At 63.7% G+C, this 25,496-nt stretch carries 27 protein-coding genes; 22 read left to right on the plus strand and 5 right to left on the minus strand.

Going from position 1 to position 25,496, the window contains the following annotated elements; all coding sequences use genetic code 11:
* Positions 1–91: 91 nt before the first annotated feature.
* The 9 genes from AWB70_RS18355 to AWB70_RS18395 all read left to right on the plus strand — a co-directional run bounded on the left by AWB70_RS18355 (position 92) and on the right by AWB70_RS18395 (position 7,176).
* Positions 92–310, plus strand: coding sequence for a hypothetical protein (locus AWB70_RS18355; protein WP_045455844.1), 219 nt, complete (start codon positions 92–94; stop codon positions 308–310).
* A gap of 33 nt (positions 311–343) precedes the next feature.
* Positions 344–721: a fluoride efflux transporter CrcB gene (gene crcB / locus AWB70_RS18360; protein WP_014251154.1), complete on the plus strand. Its 378-nt coding sequence runs from the start codon at positions 344–346 to the stop codon at positions 719–721.
* A gap of 152 nt (positions 722–873) precedes the next feature.
* Positions 874–1,353 carry a GNAT family N-acetyltransferase gene (locus AWB70_RS18365; protein ID WP_014251153.1) on the plus strand — a complete coding sequence of 160 codons (480 nt, stop codon included), beginning with the start codon at positions 874–876 and terminating at the stop codon, positions 1,351–1,353.
* Positions 1,354–1,475: 122 nt separating this feature from the next.
* Entirely contained in the window at positions 1,476–3,014 is a 1,539-nt protein-coding gene (gene hutH, locus AWB70_RS18370) for a histidine ammonia-lyase (RefSeq protein WP_053569619.1), read from the plus strand.
* Positions 3,011–3,706, plus strand: a complete 696-nt coding sequence (hutC, locus tag AWB70_RS18375) for a histidine utilization transcriptional repressor HutC (protein WP_014251151.1) — start codon at positions 3,011–3,013, stop codon at positions 3,704–3,706. Before hutH ends, hutC begins: the two co-directional genes overlap by 4 nt.
* Positions 3,707–3,710: 4 nt before the next feature.
* On the plus strand, positions 3,711–4,286 hold the full coding sequence (locus tag AWB70_RS18380; RefSeq protein WP_167351000.1) for a HutD/Ves family protein: 576 nt from the start codon (positions 3,711–3,713) through the stop codon (positions 4,284–4,286).
* A 55-nt stretch (positions 4,287–4,341) separates the two neighbouring features.
* Positions 4,342–5,742, plus strand: a complete 1,401-nt coding sequence (locus AWB70_RS18385; protein ID WP_053569617.1) for a formimidoylglutamate deiminase — start codon at positions 4,342–4,344, stop codon at positions 5,740–5,742.
* Positions 5,743–5,751: 9 nt separating this feature from the next.
* Positions 5,752–6,555 (plus strand): N-formylglutamate deformylase, encoded by an 804-nt coding sequence (gene hutG / locus AWB70_RS18390; protein ID WP_053569616.1) that lies wholly within the window; start codon positions 5,752–5,754, stop codon positions 6,553–6,555.
* 312 nt (positions 6,556–6,867) lie between these two features.
* A complete protein-coding gene (locus AWB70_RS18395) occupies positions 6,868–7,176 on the plus strand; it encodes a DUF4148 domain-containing protein (RefSeq protein WP_014251147.1) in 309 nt (102 codons plus the stop codon).
* A gap of 227 nt (positions 7,177–7,403) precedes the next feature.
* On the opposite strand, the gene AWB70_RS18400 is transcribed toward AWB70_RS18395, so the two are convergent.
* Positions 7,404–8,108: a TetR/AcrR family transcriptional regulator gene (locus tag AWB70_RS18400; protein WP_053569866.1), complete on the minus strand. Its 705-nt coding sequence runs from the start codon at positions 8,106–8,108 to the stop codon at positions 7,404–7,406.
* A 375-nt stretch (positions 8,109–8,483) separates the two neighbouring features.
* Here AWB70_RS18400 and AWB70_RS18405 point away from each other — a divergent pair, with 375 nt between their 5' ends.
* The 8 genes from AWB70_RS18405 to AWB70_RS18445 all read left to right on the plus strand — a co-directional run bounded on the left by AWB70_RS18405 (position 8,484) and on the right by AWB70_RS18445 (position 17,577).
* On the plus strand, positions 8,484–9,764 hold the full coding sequence (locus tag AWB70_RS18405) for a Zn-dependent hydrolase (RefSeq protein WP_053569615.1): 1,281 nt from the start codon (positions 8,484–8,486) through the stop codon (positions 9,762–9,764).
* Positions 9,765–9,852: 88 nt separating this feature from the next.
* A complete protein-coding gene (locus tag AWB70_RS18410; protein ID WP_053569614.1) occupies positions 9,853–11,187 on the plus strand; it encodes an NAD(P)-dependent oxidoreductase in 1,335 nt (444 codons plus the stop codon).
* Positions 11,188–11,208: 21 nt separating this feature from the next.
* Entirely contained in the window at positions 11,209–12,495 is a 1,287-nt protein-coding gene (gene preA / locus AWB70_RS18415) for an NAD-dependent dihydropyrimidine dehydrogenase subunit PreA (RefSeq protein WP_053569613.1), read from the plus strand.
* Positions 12,496–12,522: 27 nt separating this feature from the next.
* Positions 12,523–14,010: an NCS1 family nucleobase:cation symporter-1 gene (locus AWB70_RS18420; RefSeq protein ID WP_053569612.1), complete on the plus strand. Its 1,488-nt coding sequence runs from the start codon at positions 12,523–12,525 to the stop codon at positions 14,008–14,010.
* Between the two features lie 667 nt (positions 14,011–14,677).
* Complete coding sequence (gene hydA / locus AWB70_RS18430; protein WP_053569611.1) at positions 14,678–16,141, plus strand: dihydropyrimidinase; 1,464 nt, start codon at positions 14,678–14,680, stop codon at positions 16,139–16,141.
* Between the two features lie 121 nt (positions 16,142–16,262).
* A complete protein-coding gene (locus AWB70_RS18435) occupies positions 16,263–17,027 on the plus strand; it encodes a CDP-diacylglycerol diphosphatase (RefSeq protein WP_233387928.1) in 765 nt (254 codons plus the stop codon).
* Positions 17,028–17,132: 105 nt separating this feature from the next.
* Positions 17,133–17,411, plus strand: coding sequence for a BrnT family toxin (locus tag AWB70_RS18440; RefSeq protein WP_053569609.1), 279 nt, complete (start codon positions 17,133–17,135; stop codon positions 17,409–17,411).
* Positions 17,392–17,577, plus strand: a complete 186-nt coding sequence (locus AWB70_RS18445) for a hypothetical protein (RefSeq protein WP_014251138.1) — start codon at positions 17,392–17,394, stop codon at positions 17,575–17,577. Before AWB70_RS18440 ends, AWB70_RS18445 begins: the two co-directional genes overlap by 20 nt.
* 4 nt (positions 17,578–17,581) lie before the next feature.
* Here the strand turns inward: AWB70_RS18445 and AWB70_RS18450 are convergent, their stop codons facing one another.
* From AWB70_RS18450 to AWB70_RS18460, 3 genes are all read right to left on the minus strand, one after another.
* Positions 17,582–17,914, minus strand: coding sequence for a hypothetical protein (locus tag AWB70_RS18450; RefSeq protein ID WP_014251137.1), 333 nt, complete (start codon positions 17,912–17,914; stop codon positions 17,582–17,584).
* A gap of 94 nt (positions 17,915–18,008) precedes the next feature.
* Complete coding sequence (locus AWB70_RS18455) at positions 18,009–19,283, minus strand: aspartate carbamoyltransferase (RefSeq protein ID WP_053569608.1); 1,275 nt, start codon at positions 19,281–19,283, stop codon at positions 18,009–18,011.
* A 39-nt stretch (positions 19,284–19,322) separates the two neighbouring features.
* Complete coding sequence (locus AWB70_RS18460; RefSeq protein ID WP_014251135.1) at positions 19,323–19,742, minus strand: secondary thiamine-phosphate synthase enzyme YjbQ; 420 nt, start codon at positions 19,740–19,742, stop codon at positions 19,323–19,325.
* Positions 19,743–19,866: 124 nt separating this feature from the next.
* On the opposite strand from AWB70_RS18460, the gene AWB70_RS18465 reads away from it, so the two are divergent.
* The 3 genes from AWB70_RS18465 to AWB70_RS18475 all read left to right on the plus strand — a co-directional run bounded on the left by AWB70_RS18465 (position 19,867) and on the right by AWB70_RS18475 (position 22,571).
* A complete protein-coding gene (locus tag AWB70_RS18465) occupies positions 19,867–20,346 on the plus strand; it encodes a hypothetical protein (RefSeq protein ID WP_053569607.1) in 480 nt (159 codons plus the stop codon).
* A gap of 71 nt (positions 20,347–20,417) precedes the next feature.
* Positions 20,418–21,794 (plus strand): NfeD family protein, encoded by a 1,377-nt coding sequence (locus AWB70_RS18470; protein ID WP_053569606.1) that lies wholly within the window; start codon positions 20,418–20,420, stop codon positions 21,792–21,794.
* A gap of 3 nt (positions 21,795–21,797) precedes the next feature.
* Positions 21,798–22,571, plus strand: a complete 774-nt coding sequence (locus AWB70_RS18475) for a slipin family protein (RefSeq protein WP_014251132.1) — start codon at positions 21,798–21,800, stop codon at positions 22,569–22,571.
* On the opposite strand, the gene AWB70_RS18480 is transcribed toward AWB70_RS18475, so the two are convergent.
* Positions 22,568–23,104: a carboxymuconolactone decarboxylase family protein gene (locus tag AWB70_RS18480; protein ID WP_014251131.1), complete on the minus strand. Its 537-nt coding sequence runs from the start codon at positions 23,102–23,104 to the stop codon at positions 22,568–22,570. The genes AWB70_RS18475 and AWB70_RS18480 overlap by 4 nt on opposite strands.
* A gap of 185 nt (positions 23,105–23,289) precedes the next feature.
* On the opposite strand from AWB70_RS18480, the gene AWB70_RS18485 reads away from it, so the two are divergent.
* Both AWB70_RS18485 and AWB70_RS18490 read left to right on the plus strand, forming a co-directional pair.
* On the plus strand, positions 23,290–24,231 hold the full coding sequence (locus tag AWB70_RS18485; RefSeq protein WP_053569605.1) for a LysR family transcriptional regulator: 942 nt from the start codon (positions 23,290–23,292) through the stop codon (positions 24,229–24,231).
* A gap of 173 nt (positions 24,232–24,404) precedes the next feature.
* The gene (locus AWB70_RS18490; protein WP_053569604.1) at positions 24,405–25,496 is read left to right on the plus strand and encodes an HlyD family secretion protein; all 1,092 of its coding nucleotides are present in this window, start codon (positions 24,405–24,407) and stop codon (positions 25,494–25,496) included.

A 25,496-nucleotide genomic window follows, 5' to 3' on the forward strand; every position in this document is an offset into this window, starting at 1 on the left:
CGGCGCTTTGAGCATCGTCTTTGAGTATCGTTAGAATGGAGCCACGCGCAAGACCGGCTCTGGTTTTGACGTGTTTTTGCAGACGGCGCTCATGCACACGGTGAAGCTCGAACACAACGATGACGAAGTCCTCGATCCCGCCGATCCGCAACTCGTCGTGCGCGGCTCGCTGTTCATCGACGGTCATGACGCCGGCTGCTGGGAACAGCGGCGCGACGGCACGTGGGCGGCGCATGTGCGGCACAGGGAAGGCTGGATCGTCGAGACGAGCCGCGGCGCGTTGATCGACCGGCTCGCCCGCGAGGCATAACGCAGTTAATTTCAAACCGATTTCACATATTTCATGTATCTGTCGATCATCGCCGTAGGGCTCGGCGGCGGACTGGGTTCGCTGCTCCGATGGGTCCTCGGTCTGCGCCTGAATGCGATCTTTCCGAATCTGCCGCTCGGCACGTTCGCGGCGAACGTCATCGCCGGCTACATCATCGGCGTGGCGGTTGCCTTTTTTGCGCGCTATCCGGATATCTCGATGGAATGGCGTCTTTTCATCATTACCGGGCTGATGGGCGGGCTGTCCACGTTTTCCACGTTCTCGGCCGAAGTCGTCGCGCATCTCCAGCAAGGGCGGCTCGGCTGGGCGCTCGCCGAGATCGCGATCCACGTTTGCGCCTCGCTGCTCATGACCGCGCTCGGTATCGCGACGGTCGCGGTGGCGTCCTGAAGGCACGCAACGAAATCCGATTTCTCGCGATTTGAACGTTTGCGCGCGCCCTATCCCGACGTGTTTCCGCTATTTTCTTCCGCGTTTTCCAACGCCAATCCCTCGCTGCCTATGCAGCGGTTTTTTTCTTTGACAGTAACGAAGGTGATGAAATGCCAAGGCCGCCGCTCATCGATGTGAGACCGTATCGCACGAGCGATCTCGACGGTGTGATCGATCTGTTCCAACGCGCCGTTCGCGAAACGGCTTCGGCCGACTACAACGCAGCGCAGATCGAAGCCTGGGCGCAAGCCGACCGCGACGAATGGGAACTCGCGCGTCTGAGCCGCCCGACCTGGGTCGGTCTCGTGGACGGCGCGCTCGCCGGCTTCGCCGATCTCCAGAAAAACGGTCTGATCGACATGATGTTCGTCGATCCGAAATATCAGCGCAAAAGCGTCGCGACATCGCTGCTCGCGCGCATCGAGGCCGAAGCGGAAGAGGCCGGTCTGACGACGCTGCACACATATTCGAGCGTCACCGGGAAACCGTTCTTCGAATATTGCGGCTTCACGACGCTGCTCGCGCGCGCGATCGTGGTGCGCGAACAGCGCTTTGTTCAGTTCGTGATGGAGAAGGTGCTGGAAACGTAAAATCTGTATAGACAAGATGTGTAAAACCATCCGGGAGATCTCAGTGATATCCCGGATATCCCCTTGTTTCGTCCTTCATGCGCGTTTAGACTTGAGTCTAACTTGTATAGACAGGACGAACCATGATCACGCTCACGCCCGGAAAGCTGACTCTCCCGCAACTGCGCCGCATCGCGCGAGGCTCGGACCCGCTCGAACTCGATCCCGCCAGCTTCGGCGCGATCGATGCGAGCGCGCGCGCCGTCGCCGCCATTGCCGCAAAGGGCGATCCGGCTTACGGCATCAATACGGGCTTCGGGCGGCTCGCCAACACGCACATTCCGGCTGACCAGCTCGAACTGCTGCAGAAGAATCTCGTGCTGTCGCATGCGGTGGGCGTCGGCGAGCCGATGTCGCGTCCGGTCGTGCGGCTTCTGATGGCGCTCAAGCTGTCGAGCCTCGGGCGCGGTCATTCGGGCATCCGCCGCGAGGTCATCGACGCGCTCATCACGCTGTTCAACGCCGACGTGCTGCCGGTCATCCCGGTGAAGGGCTCGGTCGGCGCATCGGGCGATCTCGCGCCGCTCGCGCATATGTCGACAGTGCTGCTCGGTCTCGGCGACGTGACCATCCGCGGCGAACGCGCGAGCGCGCTCGACGGGCTGAAGGTCGCGGGCCTCAAGCCGCTCACGCTGCAGGCGAAGGAAGGGCTGGCGTTGCTGAACGGCACGCAGGCGTCCGCGGCGCTCGCGCTGTACAACCTGTTTGCCATCGAAGACCTGTTCCGCACGGGGCTCGTCGCGGGCGCGCTGTCGGTGGATGCGGCGGCGGGTTCGGTCGTGCCGTTCGATGCGCGCATCCACGAACTGCGCGGGCATCGCGGGCAGATGGAAGCGGCGGCCGCGTACCGCACGCTGCTGAAGGGCTCGGGCATCAACCTGTCGCACGCGGACTGCGACAAGGTGCAGGACCCATACAGCCTGCGCTGCCAGCCGCAGGTCATGGGCGCGTGTCTGGACCAGATGCGCCACGCCGCCGACATCCTGCTGATCGAATCGAACGCCGTCTCCGACAATCCGCTGATCTTCCCGGACACCGGCGAAGTGCTCTCGGGCGGCAACTTCCACGCGGAGCCGGTCGCGTTCGCCGCCGACAATCTCGCGCTCGCCGCCGCCGAAATCGGCGCGCTGGCGGAACGCCGCATCGCGCTGCTGATCGACGCGACGCTTTCTGGCCTGCCGCCTTTCCTCGTGCGCGACGGCGGCGTGAACTCCGGCTTCATGATCGCCCATGTGACGGCGGCTGCGCTCGCATCGGAGAACAAGACGCTCGCGCATCCGGCGTCGGTCGATTCGCTGCCGACGTCGGCGAATCAGGAAGATCACGTTTCGATGGCGACCTTCGCCGCGCGCAAGCTCGGCGACATCGCCAGCAACACGGCCAATATCCTCGCGATCGAGCTGCTCGCGGCGGCACAGGGCGTCGATCTGCGCGCGCCGCATCAGACCAGCGCGCCCTTGCTCGAAGTCGTGAAGACGCTGCGCGCGCACGTTCCGCACTACGATCTGGATCGTTACTTCGCGCCGGATATCGCCGCGATTGCCACGCTCGTGCAGGACGGCGCGATCGGCCGGCACAGCCCGTTCTCGTTCGCGTCGGAAGCGCCGGAACAAAGCGCATGAACACGCCCGCGTATCAGGAGATCAAGGATTACATTCTCCAGCGCATTCACGTAGGCGAGTGGAAGGAGGGCGATCAGGTGCCCTCCGAGAACGAACTCGCGCGCGAGTTCAAGGTCGCGCGCATGACCGTGAACCGCGCGCTGCGCGAGCTGACCGCCGATCAGGTGCTCACGCGCGTGCAGGGCGCGGGCACGTTCGTCGCGCAGCCGAAATACGCGTCGACGCTCGTCGAGATCCGCAGTATTTCCGATGAAATCGTCGCGCGCGGCCATGCATATCGCGCTGAGGTGCTGCATCTGGGCGCGTCGATCGTCGATGAACTGCTTTCCGACGAAATGCATCTCACGCTCGGCAGTCCGGTGTTTCATTCGCGCGTGCTGCACTTCGAGAACGACGAGCCGGTGCAGATGGAAGAGCGCTACGTGAATCCCGCACTCGCGCCGGAATACGCGCGCCAGGATTTCACGACGATCACGCCGAACCAGTACCTCATGTCCGCCGCGCCGCTGCAGCGCGTCGAATACCGGATCGAGGCGTCGGTGCCGTCGCCGGAGATTCGCCAGGCGCTCGCGATGAAAGAGCACGAGCCGTGTCTGCTGCTGCATCGGCGTACGTGGTCGCGCGACGCGGTCGCCTCGGTCGCCAATCTCTGGCATCCGGGCGATCGATATCAATTCACCGGGCATTTCTAATCTCATGATGATTCGCGCCGAATCGCTCACGCCCAGGCCGTGGAAGAACGGCGGCGGCGTGACGCGCGAGATCGCGGCGGGGCCGCCGGGCGCGTCGCTGGATGCGTTCGCGTGGCGTCTGTCGCTGGCGGATGTCGCTGAAGACGGCGCGTTCTCGACTTTCGCGGGTGTCGATCGCGTGCTCGTGCTGCTCGATGGCGCGGGCATGCGTCTGACGCAAGACGATGGCAGCGTGCACGCGCTCGATGCGCCGCTCGCAATCGCGCGCTTTGCCGGCGAAACGCCGATTCACGCGACCTTGATCGACGGCCCGACACGCGATTTCAACGTGATGGTGCGTCGCGATCGCGCCCGCGCGAGCTTGGAGATCCGGCGCGCTTCATGCTGCGTCGAAGTCGTGCACGATGTGACTTTCGTCTTCTGTGCGCGTGGCCGGATCGATATCAAGCTCGCCGACGGGACGCGCCATACGATCGAAACAGGCGATACGCTGCGCCTCGATCGCGCGGCCGTATCCGTGATGGAATGCGAGGCGTCGCATGACGCGGCGTGGCTGCACATCGGCATCGACATGGTGTAATGCGGCGAACGGCTCGCCAAGCAGCCGCGCCTCGATATAAGAACGGAGACTGAACATGAACGCTGCGAATCGCGCATTCTTTGCAGACCACGCGCGTCTCGCCGACGGGTGGCGGCGCGACGTGCTTCTCGAATGGGACGAAGGCGGCAAGCTCGTGCGCGTCACGCCGGGCAGCGCCGCGCCTGCGGGCGTCGAACGGGCGAAGGGGCCGGTCATGCCCGGCATGCCGAACCTGCACTCGCACGCGTTCCAGCGCGCGATGGCGGGCCTCACCGAATATCGCGCGAGCGTCGCCGACACGTTCTGGAGCTGGCGCGATCTCATGTATCGCTTCGCCGCGAAGATCGGTCCCGAGTCGCTCGCGGATATTGCGCACTGGCTTTACATCGAGATGCTGAAGGCGGGCTACACGTCGGTGTGCGAATTTCATTACGTGCATCACGCACCCGACGGCTCGCCTTACGCGAACCGCGCAGAACTGGCCGAGCGCGTCGTCGATGCGGCGGAGCGTGCGGGCATCGGCATCACGATGCTGCCGGTGCTCTACGAATACAGCGGCTTCAACAAGGGCGCGCCGCGCGACGATCAGCGGCGCTTTCTGAACACGCCCGACACGCTGCTCGCGCTCATCGAAACGCTCGCCGCCGCGCGGCCGGAGAACGGTGCGCGGCGTTACGGCGTCGCGCCGCATTCGTTGCGCGCGGTCGCGGGCGAATCGCTCGCGGCGCTGCTCGAAGGGCTCAAGGGGCTCGAAGGCCGCTTCGGTCATGCGCCGGTGCATATCCACGTCGCGGAGCAGGTCGCCGAAGTGGAAGCATGCGTCGCGGCGACCGGGCATCGTCCGGTGGAATGGCTGCTCGAACGCTTCAATGTCGACGAGCGCTGGTGCCTCGTGCACGCGACGCACATCGACGCGCACGAATGCGCGCGTCTCGCGGCGAGCGGCGCGGTCGTGGGCCTGTGTCTCACGACCGAGGCGAATCTCGGCGACGGCGTGTTTCCCTCGCGCGATTATCTCGATGCGGGCGGGCGCATCGGCATCGGTTCGGACAGTCATATCGGCGTGGACTGGCGCTCGGAGCTGCGTCTGCTCGAATACGGCCAGCGTCTGTGCCGCCGTCAGCGCAACGTGCTCGCATCGGCGACGCAGAGCCGTCCCGCCGAACGTCTTTTCGATGCCGCGCTCGACGGCGGCGCGCACGCGACAGGGCGGCCCGTCGGCGCGCTCGCGCCGGGCATGCGCGCGGACTGGCTCGTGCTCGACGACGCGCATCCGGGCATCGGCGGCCATGCGCCCGAGACGTGGCTGTCGAGCGCGGTGTTCTGCGAGCATGGCGAGACGCCGATCCGCGACGTGTTCGTGTCAGGCCGCAAGGTGGTCGATGCGCGCCGTCACGCGCACGAAGACGCAGCGCTCGCGCGTTATCGCGATGCCTTGCGCGGCTTGCTCGCCTGAGGTGGTGCCATGAACGACTCATCGATCTTCATGCTCGAACGCGGCAGCGCGCCGCTCCTGATTTCGATCCCGCACCGCGGCACGCAGATTCCCTGCGCGCTCGCCGACGAGATGACGCCGATCGCGAAACGCACCGAGGATTGCGACTGGCATCTGGAGAAGCTGTATGCGTTCGCGCGCAGCCTGGGCGCGTCGATTCTGACGCCGACTTACGCGCGCTATGTCATCGACCTGAACCGTCCGCCCGACGACGCCAGTCTCTATCCCGGCCGCGACACGACGGGCCTGTGTCCCATCGACACGTTCGACAAGGCGCCGCTTTACAAGCCGGGCCATGAGCCGTCGCGCGAGCAGATCGACGCGCGCCGCGCGATGTACTGGCAGCCGTATCACGATGCGCTCGCCGGCGAGATCGACGCGCTGCGGCATGCGCATGGCCGCGTGCTGCTATGGGAAGCGCATTCGATCCGCTCGGTGGTCCCGCGCTTTTTCGATGGCCGTTTGCCCGATTTCAACTTCGGCACGGCGGACGGCGCGTCGGCGGCGCCGGGCCTTGCCGAGCATCTCGCGCGAATCGTCGAGCGCGACGGACGTTATTCGACGGTCGCGAACGGGCGCTTCAAGGGCGGCTACATCACGCGCCGCTATGGCAGCCCGGCGCAGGGCGTGCACGCGGTTCAACTGGAGCTGACGCAGTGCAGCTACATGGAAGAATCGCCGCCATTCGCCTACGACGAGACGCGCGCGAACCAGGTTCAGCCCGTGTTGCGCGAGCTCCTGACAGGCGCACTGGCCTTTGTGACCACTGCCTGAACGCTGGCGCGGAAGTGACGATTGACTGACGCAGCCGTAATGGCGACGGGTTTTGCAATCGATTACGGTTGCGTCGGACAATGCAAATAATTACGGTTAATCAATAACTTAAGCGTCGTATCGAACTCGTGGAGCGCTGCATCCTGCGAAATGGATTGTTGCGAATCCAACAATTAAGTTTCGTGCAAATTGGGGTTTCCCCTAGGTCGTCTCCCTCCTACACTGTCTTCAAGCGAAACGAAATCAGAAACAGCTTAAAAAGCTTCCGATTCCGGTTCGATTTCAAAACAAGACTACTGGAGGTTCATCATGATCAAGGCATTCGTTCCCGCACTCGTCATCGCCACCGCTCTGGCTGCCCCGACTTTCGCATTCGCGCAAAGCAACGGCCCGGTGACCCGCGCTCAAGTCCGCGCAGAACTGGTTCAACTGGAAAAGGCCGGCTACAACCCGTCTGAAGATCGCGTGAACTATCCGCAAAACATTCAGGCTGCACAAGCCCGTGTGAACGCCGAAAACGGCGTCTCGGCTTACGGTCCTTCGGCAGCAGGCTCGTCGGATTCGGGCGCTCGCAAGAGCGTGCCGATGTCGGGCCGTGGCTCGGTCTACTTCGGTAACTGATCGGAACTCGTCGAAAAGTTCGACGAGGCAGCAGCAGTAGTGGTGGTAGCAGCGGTAGTGGTTGCAGTAGACGTCAGCAGAAAGCAGTACTTGCGAGAAAAGCAGCAGGCAGTACGGCAGTTGGCAATACCGCAGTGAAAGCAGTACAGCAATACCGCAGTAAGCATCAGGCAGTATGCATTAGGCAGTAAAGCGAACGCCGGCCGCTATCGAGGGGCCGGCGTTTTTTATTCAGCGTCCGTTTTCTCTTCGACGCGCGGCGAAACCGCGCCGCACGCGCGCAGCACGAGGCGCACGACTTCCTCCGTCTGTTCATCGAAAGCCTTGCGCGTCAGCGCGCGCTTGCCTTTGAGCGCGCGGATCTGCGCATCGAAATCGGCGTAATGCTGCGTGATCGCCCAGATCATGAACATGAACGTATCCGGCTCGACCGGCGCGAGCAGCCCGCGCGCGATCCAGCTTTCGATGACGGTCACGCGCGTTTCGAGCCACGGCTTCACGCGCTCGTTGAGAATGTCCTGCATGTGATGCGCGCCGTGGATGATCTCGCTCGCCCATACTTTCGAGCCGAGCGGCCTGCGCCGCGACAGCGCCATTTTCGCGCGCACATATCCGCCGATTGCTTCGACGGGATCGTCGCTGCATTCGAAGGTATCCGCCGCGCGATGCCAGTCTTCGAACAGATCTTCGAGCACGCGGCGATAGAGCGCGAGCTTGGTCGGGAAGTAGTAGTGCAGATTGGCTTTCGGCAAGCCGGCGCGTTCCGCGATCATCGCGGTGCTCGCGCCTTCCAGTCCTTTTTCCGCGAACACCTCCTCGGCGCACGCCAGAAGCTGCGCTTCGTTGCTCTCGCGAATCTGCGCCTTGCGCCTTCGCAAGGGCGGCGCGTTCCCGTTTTCGGTGATGCCGCCGGCGTCGTCGTCGTGTCTCATCGTCGAATTCTTGTGCATGTGAGCCGCATCGTGCCTGAATCGCGCCGTCGATGCACGCGGCGCTGCATCGCGACGTAAAAGCCGCCGAATCCAGCACCGGCCGATGCTGCATTGCAATGGCACGTTAATCGCTTGGTCCGTTCCGTGTTTGCCCGCACACGAAAGACGTTGATTTGCTTATTTTAATCGGCTACAACCTGTCCAACTGGACAGGATTTGAAAAGCGCTCGCATCGAAGAAGAAGCGTGTCGTTCGCATCATTCATCGCATAACAGAATTCATGCACCGTGCGCGCGCGGACTTGCACCGCCAGCGCCCGGCATGCACGAAACGAAGTCACTCACATACGAAGTCCGATCGTAAGGAGCGAGGCGCATGAACGTGGTAACGGATGCAATCAGAGAGGCGGGTCTCGATACGTCCATCAGAGTGAATGGCCGGCGTCTATGGGACAGCCTCATGACGATGGCGAAAATCGGCGCGACGCCGAAGGGCGGCGTCTGCCGTCTCGCGCTCACGGATCTCGACAGGGAAGGCCGCGATCTCATCGTCGGCTGGGCGAAGGAAGCGGGCTGCACGGTGAGCGTCGATCAGATGGGCAACGTGTTCATGCGCCGCGCGGGCCGCAATCCCGACGCGCTGCCCGTGATGACCGGCTCGCACGCGGATTCACAGCCGACGGGCGGGCGCTTCGACGGCATCTACGGCGTGCTCGGCGGACTCGAAGTGATCCGCACGCTCAACGACCGCGGCATCGAGACGGAGCATCCGGTCGAAGTCGTCATCTGGACCAACGAGGAAGGCTCGCGATTCGCGCCCGCGATGGTCGCATCCGGCGTGTTCGCGGGCGTGTTCTCGCTCGACTACGGCCTGTCGCGCAAGGACGTCGATGGAAAAACGATCCGCGACGAACTCGAGCGCATCGGCTATGCGGGCGACGTGCCGTGCGGCGGACGCAAGCTGCATGCGGCGTTCGAACTGCACATCGAGCAAGGGCCGATTCTCGAGGCCGAGGACAAGACCATCGGCGTCGTCACCGATGCGCAGGGCCAGCGCTGGTACGAGATCACGCTGACGGGCCAGGAGGCGCACGCGGGCCCTACGCCCATGCCGCGCCGCAAGGATGCGCTGCTGGGCGCGTCGCGCGTCGTCGATCTCGTGAACCGCATCGGCCTCGATCATGCGCCGCTCGCCTGCGCGACGGTCGGCATGATGCAGGTGCATCCGAACTCGCGCAACGTGATTCCGGGGCGCGTGTTCTTCACCGTCGATTTCCGTCATCCCGACGATGCCGTGCTCGCGCGCATGGACGCCGCGCTGCGCGAAGGCGTCGCGCGCATCGCGGGCGAGATCGGGCTTTCGACCGAGCTCGAACAGATCTTTTACTACGAGCCCGTGAAGTTCGATTCGGCCTGCGTGCAGTCCGTGCGCGCGGCGGCCGGGCGCTTCGGCTATTCGCATCGCGACATGGTGTCGGGCGCGGGCCACGATGCGTGCTATCTCGCGCAGGTCGCGCCGACGTCGATGGTGTTCGTGCCCTGCGTCGACGGCATCAGTCATAACGAAATCGAAGACGCCACCGAAGCGTGGATCGAAGCGGGCGCGAACGTACTCTTGCACGCGATGCTGGAGCGCGCGTCGGAACCGGCTTCATAAGCGGTATTTTCCTCTGTCGTATTCCCGCCGTCCGCGTTCCCACGCGCGGACGAAAGGCACCCCCACGCCTGAAAAAAAAGGAACGCGCATGACCATGAAAGCAATCGGCGATATCGCGAGCCATCGCCTGACGCAGGAACAGCTCGCGTGCGAGTTCTCGGACGTCGCGCCTCTGCTCGACGCCACCGCCGCCGCTGCCGCCGCGAGCCGTTGTCACTACTGCTACGACGCGCCCTGCGTGCAGGCCTGTCCGACGCAAATCGATATCCCCGCGTTCATCCGCAAGATCGGCCACGGCAATCTGAAAGGCGCGGCCGTCGATATTCTCTCGGCGAATCCGCTCGGCGGCATGTGCGCGCGCGTGTGTCCGACCGAGATTCTTTGCGAAGGAAGTTGCGTGCGCAATCATCCCGGCGATGAAGCCGTGAAGATCGGCGCATTGCAGCGTCATGCAACCGATGCGGCGATGGCGAAAGGCGAGCCGTTGTTCAAACGCGCGCCGGAAACGGGCAGGCGCGTTGCGATCGTCGGCGCGGGACCGGCGGGGCTGGCGTGCGCGTACCGGCTTGCGTTGGCCGGACATGGCGCGGTGATCTTCGATGCGCGCGCGAAGCCGGGCGGCCTCAACGAATACGGCATCGCGGCGTATAAGACGGTGGAGGACTACGCGCAGCGCGAGATCGAATGGCTTTACTCGATTGGCGGCATCGAGATCAGGGCGAATCAGTCGCTGGGCCGCGACTTCACGCTCGACGAGTTGCGCAAGCAATACGACGCGGTGTTCATCGCGTTCGGACTCGCGGGCGTGCGCGAACTGGCGCTCCAGGGCGAATCGCTCGATGGCGTGATGAACGCGGTCGATTTCATCGAACGCGTGCGTCAGGCCGATGATCTCGCGAGCGTGCCGGTCGGGCGTCGCGTCGTCGTGATCGGCGGCGGCAACACGGCTGTCGATGCGTGCGTGCAGGCCGCCAAGCTCGGCGCTGCGAGCGTGACGATGGCGTATCGGCGCGGCGTCGAAGACATGAGCGCGACGTGGGCCGAGCGCGAGTTCGCGCAGACCCAAGGCGTGACGATTGTCACGCATGCGAAGCCCGTGCGTTTGATTGGCGATGACGGACACGTCACGGGCGTCGAGTTCGAACGCAACGGCGAGCGCTTCGTGACCGACGCGGACATGGTGCTGAAGGCCATCGGTCAGACGCTCGTGGCGGTCGGCATCGACAAGGCGCTATTGACGCTCGATGGCGGACGCATCGTCACCGATGAGAACCGTCAGACGACGCTTGCGAAAGTGTGGGCCGGCGGCGATTGCGCGACGCATGAAGGACTCGATCTCACCGTGCAGGCCGTGCAGGACGGCAAGCTCGCGGCGGCGTCCATCGACGCGTCGTTCGAGCTCACTGCGATCAAAGCCGCCTGACGTCAAAAGGAGACAAACGACATGGCCGATCTGACTTGCAAAATCGCCGGCATTACCTCGCCGAATCCTTTCTGGCTCGCGTCCGCGCCGCCGACCGACAAAGCGTACAACGTCAACCGCGCATTCGAGGCGGGCTGGGGCGGCGTGGTGTGGAAGACGCTCGGGCTCGATCCGCACGTCGTCAACGTGAGCTCGCGTTACGGCGCGGTGCAATGGAACGGGCAGCGTATCGCCGGGCTGAACAACATCGAGCTGATCACCGATCGTCCGCTCGACGTGAACCTGCGCGAAATCGAACAGGTCAAGCGCGACTGGCCCGATCGCGCGCTGATCGTCTCGCTGATGGTGCCGTGCAACGAGCACGACTGGAAGTGGATTCTCCGCCAGGTGGAAGACACGGGCGCGGACGCCGTCGAACTGAACTTCGGCTGTCCGCACGGCATGAGCGAGCGCGGCATGGGCGCGGCTGTTGGACAGGTGCCCGAGTATGTCGAGATGGTCACGCGCTGGGTGAAGGAGGGCACGAAGCTGCCGTGCCTCGTGAAGCTGACGCCGAATATCAGCGATATCCGCATGGGCTCGCGCGCCGCGTTCAAGGGCGGCGCGGACGGCGTGTCGCTCATCAACACGATCAACTCGATCGTCGCGGTCGATCTCGATCAGATGGCGCCGATGCCGACCGTCGACGGCAAGGGCACGCACGGCGGCTATTGCGGCCCTGCCGTGAAGCCGATCGCGCTCAACATGGTTGCGGAAATCGCGCGCGATCCGGAGACGCCGAACTTGCCGATATCGGGCATCGGCGGCATTTCGTCTTGGCGCGACGCCGCCGAGTTCATGGTGCTCGGCGCGGGCAGCGTGCAGGTGTGCACGGCGGCGATGCACTACGGCTTTCGCATCGTGTCCGATCTCGCCGATGGCCTCTCGAACTGGATGGACGAAAAAGGTTACGCGACGCTCGATGCCATTCGCGGCCGCGCCGTGGCGAATGTCACGGACTGGAAGAACCTCAATCTCAAGTACGACATCAAGGCGCGCATCGATCAGGACAAGTGCATCAAGTGCGGGCTGTGTCATATCGCGTGCGAGGACACGTCGCATCAGGCGATCCTGAAGGAGAAGGAAGGCAGGCGTCATTTCGAAGTGGTGGATGCCGAATGCGTCGGCTGCAATCTGTGCATGCATGTGTGCCCGGTCGAGCAATGCATCACGATGGAACGCGTCGATGCGGGCGAGTACGCGAACTGGACCACGCATCCGAACAATCCCGCGCGCGTCGATGCAGAAGAGCCCGCGAAAGCCGCATAAATTGCTTACTCAACCGGAGTGCAATCCATGAAGCAGACAGCGCACGATGTCGAGTCCAGCAGCCTGTATAACGACGATCTCGCGCCGACCGGTCCCGCGCAGCGCACGTGGAAGTGGTATCACTTCGCGGCGCTGTGGGTCGGCATGGTGATGAACATCGCGTCGTACATGCTGGCCGCGGGGCTCACCGATCAGGGCATGTCGCCGTGGCAGGCGGTGATGACGGTTCTGCTCGGCAACGTGATCGTGCTCGTGCCGATGCTGCTGATCGGTCATGCGGGCGCGAAGCATGGCATTCCGTATGCGGTGCTGGTTCGTTCGTCGTTCGGCACGCAGGGCGCGAAGCTGCCGGCGTTGCTGCGCGCGATCGTCGCGTGCGGCTGGTACGGCATTCAGACGTGGCTGGGCGGCAGCGCGATCTATACGCTCCTGAATATCCTCACCGGCAATGCGTTGCACGGCGCGGCGCTGCCGTTCATCGGCATATCGGTGGGGCAGCTCGCGTGCTTTCTCCTGTTCTGGGCCTTGCAGTTGTACTTCATCTGGCACGGCACGGATTCGATCCGCTGGCTCGAAAGCTGGTCCGCGCCGATCAAGGTCGTGATGTGCGTCGCGCTCGTCTGGTGGGCGACGACGAAAGCGGGCGGCCTCGGCTCGATGCTTTCGGCGCCGTCGCAGTTCGTGGCGGGCGGCAAGAAGGAGGGCCTTTTCTGGGCGACGTTCTGGCCGGGTCTCACTGCGATGGTCGGTTTCTGGGCGACGCTCGCGCTCAACATTCCCGACTTCACGCGCTTTGCGCGTTCGCAGCGCGACCAGATGATCGGCCAGTCGATCGGCTTGCCGGTGCCCATGGCCTTGCTTTCCGTGATCTCGGTCGTCGTGACTTCGGCGACGGTGGTGATCTATGGCAAGGCCATCTGGGACCCGATCGATCTCACTAGCCGCATGACCGGCATCGGCGTGGGCATTGCGTTGCTGATTCTGACGCTCGACACGATGTGCTGCAATCTTGCGGCCAATCTTGTCGGACCTGCTTATGATTTTTCTAGCCTTTGGCCGAAGGGGATTTCTTATCGCGCGGGCGGCATGATCACGGCGACGATCGCTATCGTCATGATGCCGTGGAAGATTCTCGCGACGACGCAGGGTTATATCTTTACGTGGCTCGTCGGGTATTCGGCGCTGCTCGGGCCGGTCGCGGGGATCATGATGGTGGATTACTTTTTTATTCGCGGCACGCGGCTCGATCATCGGGAGCTTTTTGCCGAAGACGGCGAGTATTCGTATAGCAATGGATGGAATGTTGCGGCTGTCGTTGCTTTGCTGGCTGGCGTGTTGCCGAATTTGCCGGGGTTCTTGCATACGGCGTTTCCTGCTTCGTTTTCGGGGGTGCCGGGGGTTTTTAATGCGATCTATACGTATGCGTGGTTTGTCGGGCTTGTGATTGCTGCTGTGGTTTATGGGTCTTGGATGAAGTTGCGGGGGAGTTCCAGAGCGGGGGTGTTGAGTGCTTGAGGTTTTGACTGTCGCCGGATCCCGTATTCGTGTCGGTCTATTAGCACTGCCCCTGTGCGGGGCGGCACCTACTTTCTTTGCTGCTGCAAAGAAAGTAGGCAAAGAAAGCAGCTCTCCCCAGCCTAAGCACTTCACGCCGGCCGCGGCACAGGCGATTGGCTGAATGGAACCCGGAGTAGCGAGTGTTCTCGTTGCCGTACCGGGCTTGGATCGCGCACGGTCTGACGAGCTAGTGCGCAAGGGGCGCGGGTTCAGCACGAAATAGCTTCGGCACAGCGCTACGCGCTGCCGCTGGGTATGCAAGGGAAACCCACGCATACCCGATTGACCCGTCGGCCGCGAAGCGGGCTGGAACTTGAAATGGCTGTACCAACACATTGAGTGGCGCGGTGTGACGGACCGTGCGCGATCCAAGCCCGATTGGGCCTTTGAGGGCACTCTTTAGGCGAGGACCGTTCCCCGAGGAGAGGAGTGGTCAACGTGCGTGTGACCGCGGGCGGTGAGAAAGCTGCTTTCTTTGGTGACTTTCTTTGCAGCAGCAAAGAAAGTTACCCCCGCCCCGGGGAGGGGCAGAGCCAATAGACCGACAAGAAAACAGGATTTCACGCAAACGCAAAAGCAAGCGCAAAGCAAGCGCAAGCAGAACCCAAACAGGAGGAACCAAAAAATGCCCACACTAATCCGCGGTGGCACCATCATCGACGCAGACCGCACCTACCGCGCCGACGTCCTCTGCGCAGAGCCCCAGGAAGGCGGCACCATCCTGGCCATCGCCCAGGACCTGAAACCCGATCCAAACACAAAAACCATCGACGCCGGCGGCCAATACATCATGCCCGGCGGCATCGATCCGCATACGCATATGGAACTGCCCTTCATGGGCACCACCGCCAGCGACGACTTCTACACCGGCACGGCAGCGGGCCTGTCGGGCGGCACGACGAGCATCATCGACTTCGTGATTCCGAGCCCGAAGCAACCCCTGATGGACGCCTTCAGGGAATGGCGCGGCTGGGCGGAAAAGGCCTCGGCGGATTACGGTTTTCACGTCGCGGTGACGTGGTGGGACGACTCCGTGCATCGCGACATGGGCCTGCTCGTCCACGAACACGGCGTGTCGAGCTTCAAGCACTTCATGGCCTACAAGAACGCCATCATGGCCGACGACGAAGTGCTCGTGAACAGCTTCACGCGCTCGCTCGAACTCGGCGCGCTGCCGACCGTGCACGCGGAAAACGGCGAGCTCGTCTTTCAGTTGCAGAAGCAATTGCTGGCCAAAGGCTTCACGGGACCGGAGGCGCATCCGCTGTCGCGTCCGCCCGAAGTGGAAGGCGAGGCGGCCAATCGCGCGATCCGCATCGCGCAGGTGCTCGGCGTGCCGCTCTACATCGTGCATGTGTCGGCGAAAGATGCCGTCGATGTCATCGCGAAAGCACGCAACGACGGGTTGCGCGTGTTCGGCGAAGTACTGCCGGGCCATCTCGTGATCGATGAATCGGTCTATCGCGATCCCGACTGGACGCGCGCCGCCGCACATGTGATGAGCCCGCCGTTTCGCACGAGCGAGCATCGCGAGGCGTTGTGGCGCGGTCTGCAATCAGGGCAATTGCACACGACCGCCACCGATCATTGCGTGTTCTGCGCGTCGCAGAAAGCAATGGGCCGCGAGGATTTCACCCGAATCCCGAACGGCTGCGGCGGCGTGGAAGATCGCATGGCGGTGCTGTGGCATCACGGCGTGAACATGGGACGTCTCACGCCGAATGAGTTCGTGCGCGTGACATCGACGAACGCCGCGCAGATCTTCAATCTCTATCCGCGAAAAGGCGCGGTTCAGGTGGGCGCGGACGCGGACCTCGTCGTATGGGACCCGAGCGCGACGCGCACGATTTCCGTGAAGACGCATCATCAGAACGTGGATTTCAACGTGTTCGAGGGCATGACGGTGCAGGGCGTCGCAACGCACACGCTCACGCGCGGCGCGCACGCGTGGGCCAACGGCGATCTGCGTGCGGAGCGCGGCGCGGGGCAATATCTGAAGCGTCCGCCGAACGCGTCGTACTTCGAGGCGGCGCGCGTTGCGAACAAGCTGAAGGAACCGCATCCGGTGAATCGCGCGGAAACGGCCTGATTGTGTCGGTCGGCATGGCCTTGCGCGGTGCGGCGCGAGGCTGTGCCGCATTCCGGCACTTTCACGCGCTTGCAAGCATAATCCGGCAGGCTCAAGCCTTTTGCATCGCCGGATCATGCCGATGAAAACCTCGAAAAAACTCCGCTTCCTCCCGGCGCTCGCCGCGCTTTTTCTGCCGCTCGCCTGCGCGGCCAATCCGAATGCGTTGTGGGAGATCGTCCATGACTATTGCGAGCCCGCCGCCGAAGGGGCGCGCGTGCAGCAGAAATGCGCGGACGTGAATCTAGCGGGCGGTTATGCGGTGCTGAAGGATCTCGTCGGCATCGCGCAATATCTGCTGATTCCGACCGCGCGCGTGAGCGGCATCGAAAGCCCGGAATTGCTGGAGCCGAATGCGCCCAACTACTTTCGCGATGCGTGGAACGCGCGCGGCTACGTGAACCGCGCGCTGCGTCGCACCTTGCCGCGCGATGAAGTGTCGCTGGCCATCAATTCCGCGAGCGGGCGCACGCAAAATCAGTTTCACATTCATATCGATTGCCTCGCGCACGACGTCGCGCAGACGCTTCGCGAACTGGGACCGACGATCGGCACGGACTGGGCGCCGCTGCCGGTGCGCCTGCGCGGTCACGTCTACAGCGCAATGCGCATCGACGACGCCGACCTCACGCATACCGATCCCTTCAAGCTCCTCGCGCCCTACGCCGCGAGCCGCGGCCAGACGATGGGCGAGCAGACGCTATTGCTCGCGGGCGCGACCCGCGGCGACGGCGCGCCTGTGTTCATCCTGCTCAACGATCACGTGCAGCCGGGCAACTGGGCTTCGTCGGAGGAGCTTCAGGATCACACGTGCTCGCTGGCCGATCGGTCTATAGAAAAGCCGTGACGCTTCCAGAAGAATGAAGTGACGCGATTGCTTCGGAATGCGCATCAAGTGCATGCATTTCGGAATTTCGCGCCTTGTCACTTCATCTTCTGGGAACCACAATGAATGCTCTTCGACATTACGTTTGACCCGTTGAAGGACGCGATCAATCGTCTTCAGCATGGCGTGTCGCTCGATCTTGCGAAAGAGATCGTCTGGAATGACGTCGTGTTGAAGATCGACAAACGTCGCGATTATAGAGAGGTTCGCGAAGTGGCCTATGTACCGCTTCGCGGCCGCACGTTCTGCGTGGTCCTCACGCGGAGACACAACGCGCTGCGCATCATCAGCCTGCGCCGCGCAAACAAAAGGGAAATACGCAAGTATGGAACATCAAACATTTAACGGACTCATTCTTCCAACCGACGAGGAAGAAGAGGCGATCAACCGCGGCATCGCGCTGGACCCCGACACGTGGGAACTCAGCGACGAGGAGTTCAAGGAGCTGAAACCCTATTCCGTCTGGATTCTCGAGAATCCTAACGGCACCGAACCTCCCACCGCGGCATGAGCTGTCACCCCGCGTCGCGCGCAGGCAGCCGATGCGCAAACACGCGCGGCGCGATTACTTCCACGCGCGCTTCGGGCAGCACGCGTTTCAATGTGCGCAGCGTGAACGCGAGATCTTCGCTGGCCGTATCGAATTCGAGCCGCAGGTCGCAGCCTTCACGCTGCGCCTGACTCACATAGATGCCGAGGGGCGAATGAAACAGCGCGCGTATGCGTTCCCGAGAGGCCTCGCCGTCGGCGAAATGCGCGACGGCCAGAATGCGTACGCGCTGGCATGCGCCGAAACCTTCATCCTGTAATTTTCTGCGGCTGACAGCCCACGCAAGCGACATGTCCATGGCCGTTGCTCCATCATGTTTTCCTTGAGTAGAAGCATAGGCCGGCTTTCATCAATGACGTGCCAAGAAACAGGCGCGGCGTGTAAAAAACGTATCAATCGAAGCCGTGGAAGACGGCATCGTCCGGGCCGATCGATGCAGGCGATTTCCACGCCGCGTCGCGCATCGAATGCTGCACCTGATGCTCGACGCCCAGCAGCACCGCGAAAATCGCCATGCGCACCGCGATACCGTTGTCGGTCTGGCGAAAGATCGCGAGCCGCGAGTCGTGATTCAGATCGGTTGCGAGATCGTTCGCGCCGGGGCGGCTGTCGCGCGGCAGGGGATGCATGATAAGCGTATCGCGGCCGCACGCGTCGTCCACGAGCGCCTGATTGATCTGGAAATCCGGCGTGTAGCCTTCGATCGACTCGTCGGCGAAACGCTCTTTCTGAATGCGCGTGGCATAGACCACGTCCGCGCCCGCGAGGCCCGCGCGCAAGTTGCTCGTTTGTTCGATCACGTGATCGCCGCGCGCGATCCGCTCGACGATATGCGTCGGCATCTCCAGCGAACGCGGCGACACGAGCGTGAACTTGAGCCCCTTGTAGAGCGAAAGCAGCTTGGCGAGGGAATGCACGGTGCGCCCGTACTTGAGATCGCCGACCATCGCGATATGCGCGCCGTCGACGATCTTCCCGAGACGCGAAAACTCGCGCTGGATCGTATAAAGATCGAGCAGCGCCTGGCTCGGATGCTCGCCGGGGCCGTCGCCGGCGTTGATCACGGGAATGTTGGTCGCGCGCGCAAACTCGGCGACCGAGCCTTGCTCCGGATGCCGCACGACGATCGCGTCGGCGTAACCGCTGATCACGCGGCTCGTGTCGTAGATCGATTCGCCCTTCGCCATCGACGAAAACGTGAAGCCCGTCGTGTCGCACACCGATCCGCCGAGCCGCGCGAACGCCGCGCCGAAACTCACGCGGGTGCGCGTGCTGGCTTCGAAGAAGAGGTTGGCGAGCACGGCGCCTTCGAGCACGCGCGTGATTTTCTTGCGCCGCGCGATCGGCTGCATCATGTCGGCCGTGCGGAACAGCGCCTCGGCCGATTCGCGCGAAAACTGGCCGATGGAGAGCAACTGCGGCCGGCCTTCGAAGTCGATAGCAGGATATGCGCTTTGCGTAGATCCGCCGTTTTCCGGCATACCCGACAGAATTTCGCCGACATAGCGGCCCGCGATTTCCGGCATGGCGCGCGACTCGGGCGACTCGTCCGGCAGCAGCCAGGTGTCGAGCGCGCGGCGCGATACGCCGATGCGCGACGCGAACGAATCGCGCGTCATGTTCAGACGCCGCATCGCGTCGCGAAGAAGGGTCTGCTGCTGGGTCATCGTCACCGCTCCGAAAATATACGCGGTGCGTATATTAGGTCACTCGCCGATCAGATGCAAGACGAGTTCGCGGTGATGCGGCGCCGTCCGATGCTCGAAGACGTAAATGCCTTGCCACGTGCCGAGCACCATCCGGCCCGCCTCGACCGGAATCGAAAGCTGGACGGTTGTCAGCGCGGTGCGCAGATGCGCGGGCATGTCGTCGGGGCCTTCGGTGTCGTGCACGTATCGACCGGGCGCTTCCGGCGCGACCGATTCGAAATAGCGCTCTAAATCGGCGCGCACGTCGGGATCGGCGTTCTCCTGGATCAGCAGGGAGGCCGACGTATGCCGGCAAAAGAGGGTGAGCAGGCCGGTGCGGATATTCTGAAGATCGATCCAGTGATCGATGTCGGGCGTGACTTCGTGCAGGCCGCGCGAGCCTGTCGCGACCGTCAGATGGTGGAGTGCCTGTTTCATGTCGGTAAGTTCCGGGAAAGGTGGGCGCCACGTTCATGAGTTTACCGGCTTCCTTGCGCGCCGAACCGTTGCGGTTCGATGAACTATCCTGTTGTGGACGATGGTTCCACGAAAGACGCTCCCGATGACCGAAACGCTTTCGATAAGACAATCCGCATCCGCGATGCTCCTTGCGGTCGCGATTGCCGCTCACGCCGACGACACGCGCGAAAACCGCGGCAACGATCCTTTCCTGCACGTATCGAGCGCCATCGCCGCTTGCCCCGCGCCGCTCGGCCCGTTCGAAACCGAACGGGAATGGCTGGACGAAGCGCATTACCGCATCGAGCGCGGCAATAGCTGCTGGATCGCCGGCCGCTGCCGTCTCTCGAACAGTTACGACTACGACAAGGAAATTGCGCAGAGCGTCACGCGGCGGCTCGCTTCGCTGAACGCGTCGCTGCAATGGCGCGAGAAAACGAGCCTGTGGCTGACGCTGCAACGCCGCTTCATCTATCTCGACGGCTGCGTATCGCGCGATTTCGACACCGCGCGCTTCGTGTCCGCGCTCGGCGAAACGGCCGATGTCGAAAAGGTCATCGACCGCACGACGCGTCGGCCGTGATCGCGTAATTGGCCTAAGCTGAAAGAGAGACCGAAAACGAGGAACCGCGGCGCGCGCTTGCGGTTTTGCCGATGAAAACCTGGCTGTGGCGCTGCGTCCGATGGCTCTGCTGGCTGATCGCATTCGCGCCCGTGAGCGCCGCCGCGACGGCCCCGGTCGCCGTGATTCCGCTGAAAGGCGCGATCGGCCCGGCGAGCGCGGATTTCGTCGTGCGCTCGCTCGCCCGCGCCGCCGAGGAGCACGCGCAGCTCGCGGTGCTCGAACTCGACACGCCCGGCGGCCTCGATCTTTCGATGCGCTCGATCATCCAGGCGATCCTTGCTTCGCCGGTGCCGGTGGCCGCGTTCATCGCGCCGAGCGGCGCGCGCGCGGCGAGCGCGGGCACGTACATCACCTATGCGAGCCACATCGCGGCGATGGCCCCCGGCACGAACCTCGGCGCGGCCTCGCCCGTGCAGTTGGGAATCGGTGGCGGCGGCGGCGGCGGCGGCGGCGCGGATCGCGAGGGCAAGTCCGCGTCGAACGCCGACGCGCAATCGACCGAAACGCGCAAGCAGATGCAGGACGCCTCGGCCTATATCCGCGGCCTCGCCCAATTGCGCGGGCGCAACGTGCAATGGGCCGAGCGCGCGGTGCGCGAAGCGGTCGCGCTGTCGGCGACGGAAGCGCTGGAGCAGAAAGTCATCGATCTGACCGCCGCCGACGTGCCCGATCTGCTCGCCAGGCTCGACGGCCGCCGCATCAAGACGGCGAGCGGCGAACACGTCCTCGCGACGAAGAACGCGCCGCTCGTCGTGCTGCAACCCGACTGGCGCAGCCGCTTTCTCGCGACCATCACGGACCCGAGCGTCGCGCTCATCCTGATGATGATCGGCATGTATGGGCTTTTCTTCGAGTTCGCCAATCCCGGCATGGTGCTGCCGGGCGTCGCCGGCGCGATCTGCCTGCTCGTCGGCTTGTTCGCGCTGCAACTCCTGCCGATCAATTTCGTCGGACTGGGACTGATCGTGCTCGGTCTCGGCTTTCTCGTCGCGGAAATGTTTCTGCCGACGTTCGGCTCGCTCGGCATCGGCGGGATCATCGCGTTCGCAATCGGCGCGCTCATGCTGATCGATACCGACGTGCCGGGCTTCGGCGTGCCGGTCGGCGTCGTGGTCGGGCTTGCGCTGTTCACCGCGCTGTTCGTTTTCACGGTGTCGGGCGTCGCGTTGAAGGCGCGCAGGCGTCCCGTCGTGAGCGGCGAAGAGGCGCTGCGCGGCAGTATCGGCGTGATGCTCGCGCATGAAGCCGAAGGCGGCTGGGCGCGCGTGCACGGCGAGCGATGGCGCGTGGAGGCGGCCGCGTCGTGCGCGTTGCCGCAGGAAGGCGCGCGCGTGCGGGTGCTGTCGCGGCATGGGCTGACACTGACGGTCGAGGCCATCGACGAACACATTCACAACGAGGCTTGAAAAATGGGGCTTACTTTCGGTTTCAGCGGCATTCTGATCGCGCTCGCGATCTTCATCGTGGCGTCGGCGGTGCGCATCTTTCGCGAGTACGAGCGCGGCGTCGTGTTCATGCTCGGGCGCTTCTGGAAAGTGAAAGGACCGGGGCTCGTGCTGATCATTCCGGTCGTGCAGCAGGTCGTGCGGATGGACTTGCGCACCGTCGTGTTCGACGTGCCGCCGCAGGACGTCATCACGCGCGACAACGTGTCGGTGAAGGTGAACGCGGTCGTGTACTTTCGCGTCGTCGATCCGGAGCGAGCGGTGATTCAGGTCGCGCGCTTTCTCGAAGCGACGAGCCAGCTTTCGCAAACCACCTTGCGCGCGATTCTCGGCAAGCACGAGCTCGACGAACTGCTGTCCGAGCGCGAGCGCCTGAACAGCGACATCCAGCGCGTGCTGGATTCGCAGACCGACGCGTGGGGCATCAAGGTATCGAACGTGGAGATCAAGGACGTCGACATCAACGAGACGATGATTCGCGCGATCGCCCGTCAGGCCGAAGCGGAGCGCGAGCGGCGTGCGAAGATCATTCACGCGGAAGGGGAATTGCAGGCCTCGGAGAAGCTCCTGCAGGCGGCGCAGATGCTCGCGCAGCAACCGCAGGCGATGCAACTGCGCTACCTGCAAACCCTGACGACGATCGCCGGCGACAAGAATTCGACGATCGTCTTTCCGGTGCCGGTCGATATCGTTTCCACCGTCATCGACCGGATCACTAAAGGCCCGCCGAAGCCTTAAGCGAGCTTCGGAAAATCGAGCGTCGTGTCATTCACGCGATTCACCAGATTCGTGAAGTTGATGACGCTCATCGCGAACAGCGTGTCGATGACCTGCGCTTCCGAATAACCCGCTTCGCGCACTTCGTCTAGACGCGCCGCGTCGATCGTGCCCGTCGTTCCCGTGAGATGCCGCACGAAGCGCACGAGCGCGTCGCGCTTTGCGTTGCCGGTGGCTTCGCCTGCGCGGATCTGCTGCGTTTCCAGTTGCGACAGCCCGACCATCTTGCCCACCAGCGTGTGCGCGGCGGCACAGTATTCACAGCCCACGAGTTCGCTCACGGCGAGCTTGATCGCTTCGACATCGGCCTTGTCGAGGCTGCTCTTCGCGAGAATCGCGTCGCCTTGAAGTGCTGCGCCGAGCGCGGCCGGGCTATGCGTGCCGATGGTCGCGTACGCGTTCGGCACCTTGCCCGCGGCCTTCTTGATGGCGGCGAAAAGATCGGCGGCGGCGCCGGTTGCTTCGTTGACGTTGATCTGGGAAAGACGGGACATGGTGTGCTCCTTCGTTCAGTGGTTGGCCATCTCGATGGCATGGGTGAACTTTAGGCGCGCACGGCTTGCGCGTGAATGCTCGCGCGGCTCGTAAAACCGCGCGATCGTCTCAACGTGCGAATGCGGCGGCTTCATGCCATCATCGGGGCTTTCCCGGCACGCATCGCGCGATTCTCGACACGCACATGGATTATCTGACGAGCCTGAAGGTGTTCTGCACCGTGGTCGAAGCCAAGAGCTTCGCGCGCGCAGCCGACATACTCGGCTTGTCGCCGCCGGTCGTGTCGCGGGCCATCGCGGGGCTCGAAACGCGGCTCGGCAGCCGGCTTTTCAATCGGACGACGCGGCAAATCTCGCTCACCGAAACCGCGGAGCGCTTCTTCGCGGATTGCTCGCGCGTGCTCGACGAACTCCAGGCGATGGAAGAGCGCGCCTCGCATCGCGCGAGCGAAGCGACCGGCCTCCTGCGGCTCGTCGCGCATACGACCGCCATGACGAGCCGCTACACGCCGCTCGTCGCGAGCTTCAGGCGCGCGCATCCGCACGTCGGCCTTGACGTCACGCTGACCGAACGGCCCGTGGATCTCGTCGGCGAAGGCTACGATCTCGCGCTCGTGCTGCCGTTCATGCTGTCCACCGATACGCCCGTTACGCGCCTGCTCGAAACCATTCCGCTCGTGCTCGTCGCGAGTCCCGCGTATCTCGCGCAACATGCCGCGCCGCGCCATCCGTCCGAACTCGTCGATCATCATTTCGTGCCGATGTCGCCGTCCATCCGCAAGCCGGTGCTGACGTTTCGCATCGGTGGCGAGGACGTGCGCGTGCCGGTGAATCACGATATCTCGTCGAACAGCGCGCTCTTCAATCGCGACATGGTGTTGCAAGGCTTCGGCATCGGCGTGCTGCCCGCGGCGCTCGTTCAGAGCGAGATCGCGGCGGGGCGGCTCGTCACGCTGCTCGACGCTTACGAGCGCGTCGATGCCGCGATCGAGATCCGCATTGCCTACAGTTCGCGCGCGCTGGTGCCGGCCAAGGTGCGCGCGTTCGTCGATCACGCGGTGCGTTTTTGCGCCGATGAACTCGCGCCGCCCGACCGGGCGCCGCTCGCCACGCTCCGGCAAGACTGAGGCGAAGCCTTATCCGGCGCGGCTTTGCGCGATTCTTTCCACCAGCGTTATTGTCTCGTGTGCGCCATGACGGTTGACATGGTGTATATGCACATCTAGTCTTCCGGGCTATGACGGGCAACGCAGGTTGCCCTTTTTCCAATTTAATATGTGCATATGCACAAACAAGCTCAATGACGACTCCTACGACGGAAATGCCATCGGTGGCGGCGCCGGCTCTCACGAGGCCGGCGCGGCGAATTCCCTGGATGCTGCTCGCGCTCGGGCTGATCGGACTGGTGTTGATCGCCGCCGCCTCGTATTGGGCGCTCGTGCTGCGCTTCGTCCAGACGACCGACGACGCCTATGTCGGCGGCGACGTCACCGTGCTCGCACCGAAGGTCAACGGCTTCGTCACCGACGTGCTCGTGCAGGACAACCAGCGCGTGAAGGCGGGGCAAGTGCTGATCCGCCTCGACGCGCGCGACTACGACGCGCGTCTCGCGCAGGCGAACGCGGAAGTGTCGAGCGCGCGTGCGGCCGTGGCCGAACTGCAGGCGAAGGACGCGCTGCAGGCCGCCGTGATCAATCAGCAGCAGGCGGAAGTGCGCGCGTCGTCGGCGGAACTCACGCGCAGCGGGCAGGATCGCGTGCGCTATCGCGAACTGGTGAAGGACGATGCGGTGTCGAATCAGATCGTCGAACGCGCGGATGCGGACTACACGAAGGCGCAGGCGGCGGTCGATCGCAGCGGCGCGTCGCTCGTCGCGGCGAAACGCCAGTTGAGCGTGATCGAAGCGCAGATCGCGGATGCCGAGGCGCGTGTCGCGACCGCCGAGGCCGCGCGGCGCGTCGCGGAACTGAACGTCGAATACACGACGATCCGCTCGCCCGTCGATGGCTACGTGGGCAACCGCACGGCGCGCGTCGGCGTGCTCGCGAACGTCGGCACCTCGCTTCTGACGATCATCCCCTCGACCGGACTGTGGATCGACGCCAACTTCAAGGAGGATCAGCTCAGGAAAATGCGCCCCGGCGACGAGGCCGATGTCGAACTCGATGCGTCGAGCGTGCCGCTCACCGGCCGCGTCGAAAGCCTCGCCCCCGCGACCGGCGCGACCTTCAGCGTGCTGCCCGCCGAGAACGCGACCGGCAACTTCACGAAGATCGTGCAGCGCGTGCCCGTGCGCATCCGTCTCGATGTGCCGAAGGGCATGGAATCCGTGCTGAGGCCGGGCCTGTCCGCGACCGTCAAGGTGCATCTGCGCAAACAGGCGAACGGCTGA

It is taken from the genome of Caballeronia cordobensis, assembly GCF_001544575.2.
GTDB classification, from domain to species: Bacteria; Pseudomonadota; Gammaproteobacteria; order Burkholderiales; family Burkholderiaceae; genus Caballeronia; species Caballeronia cordobensis.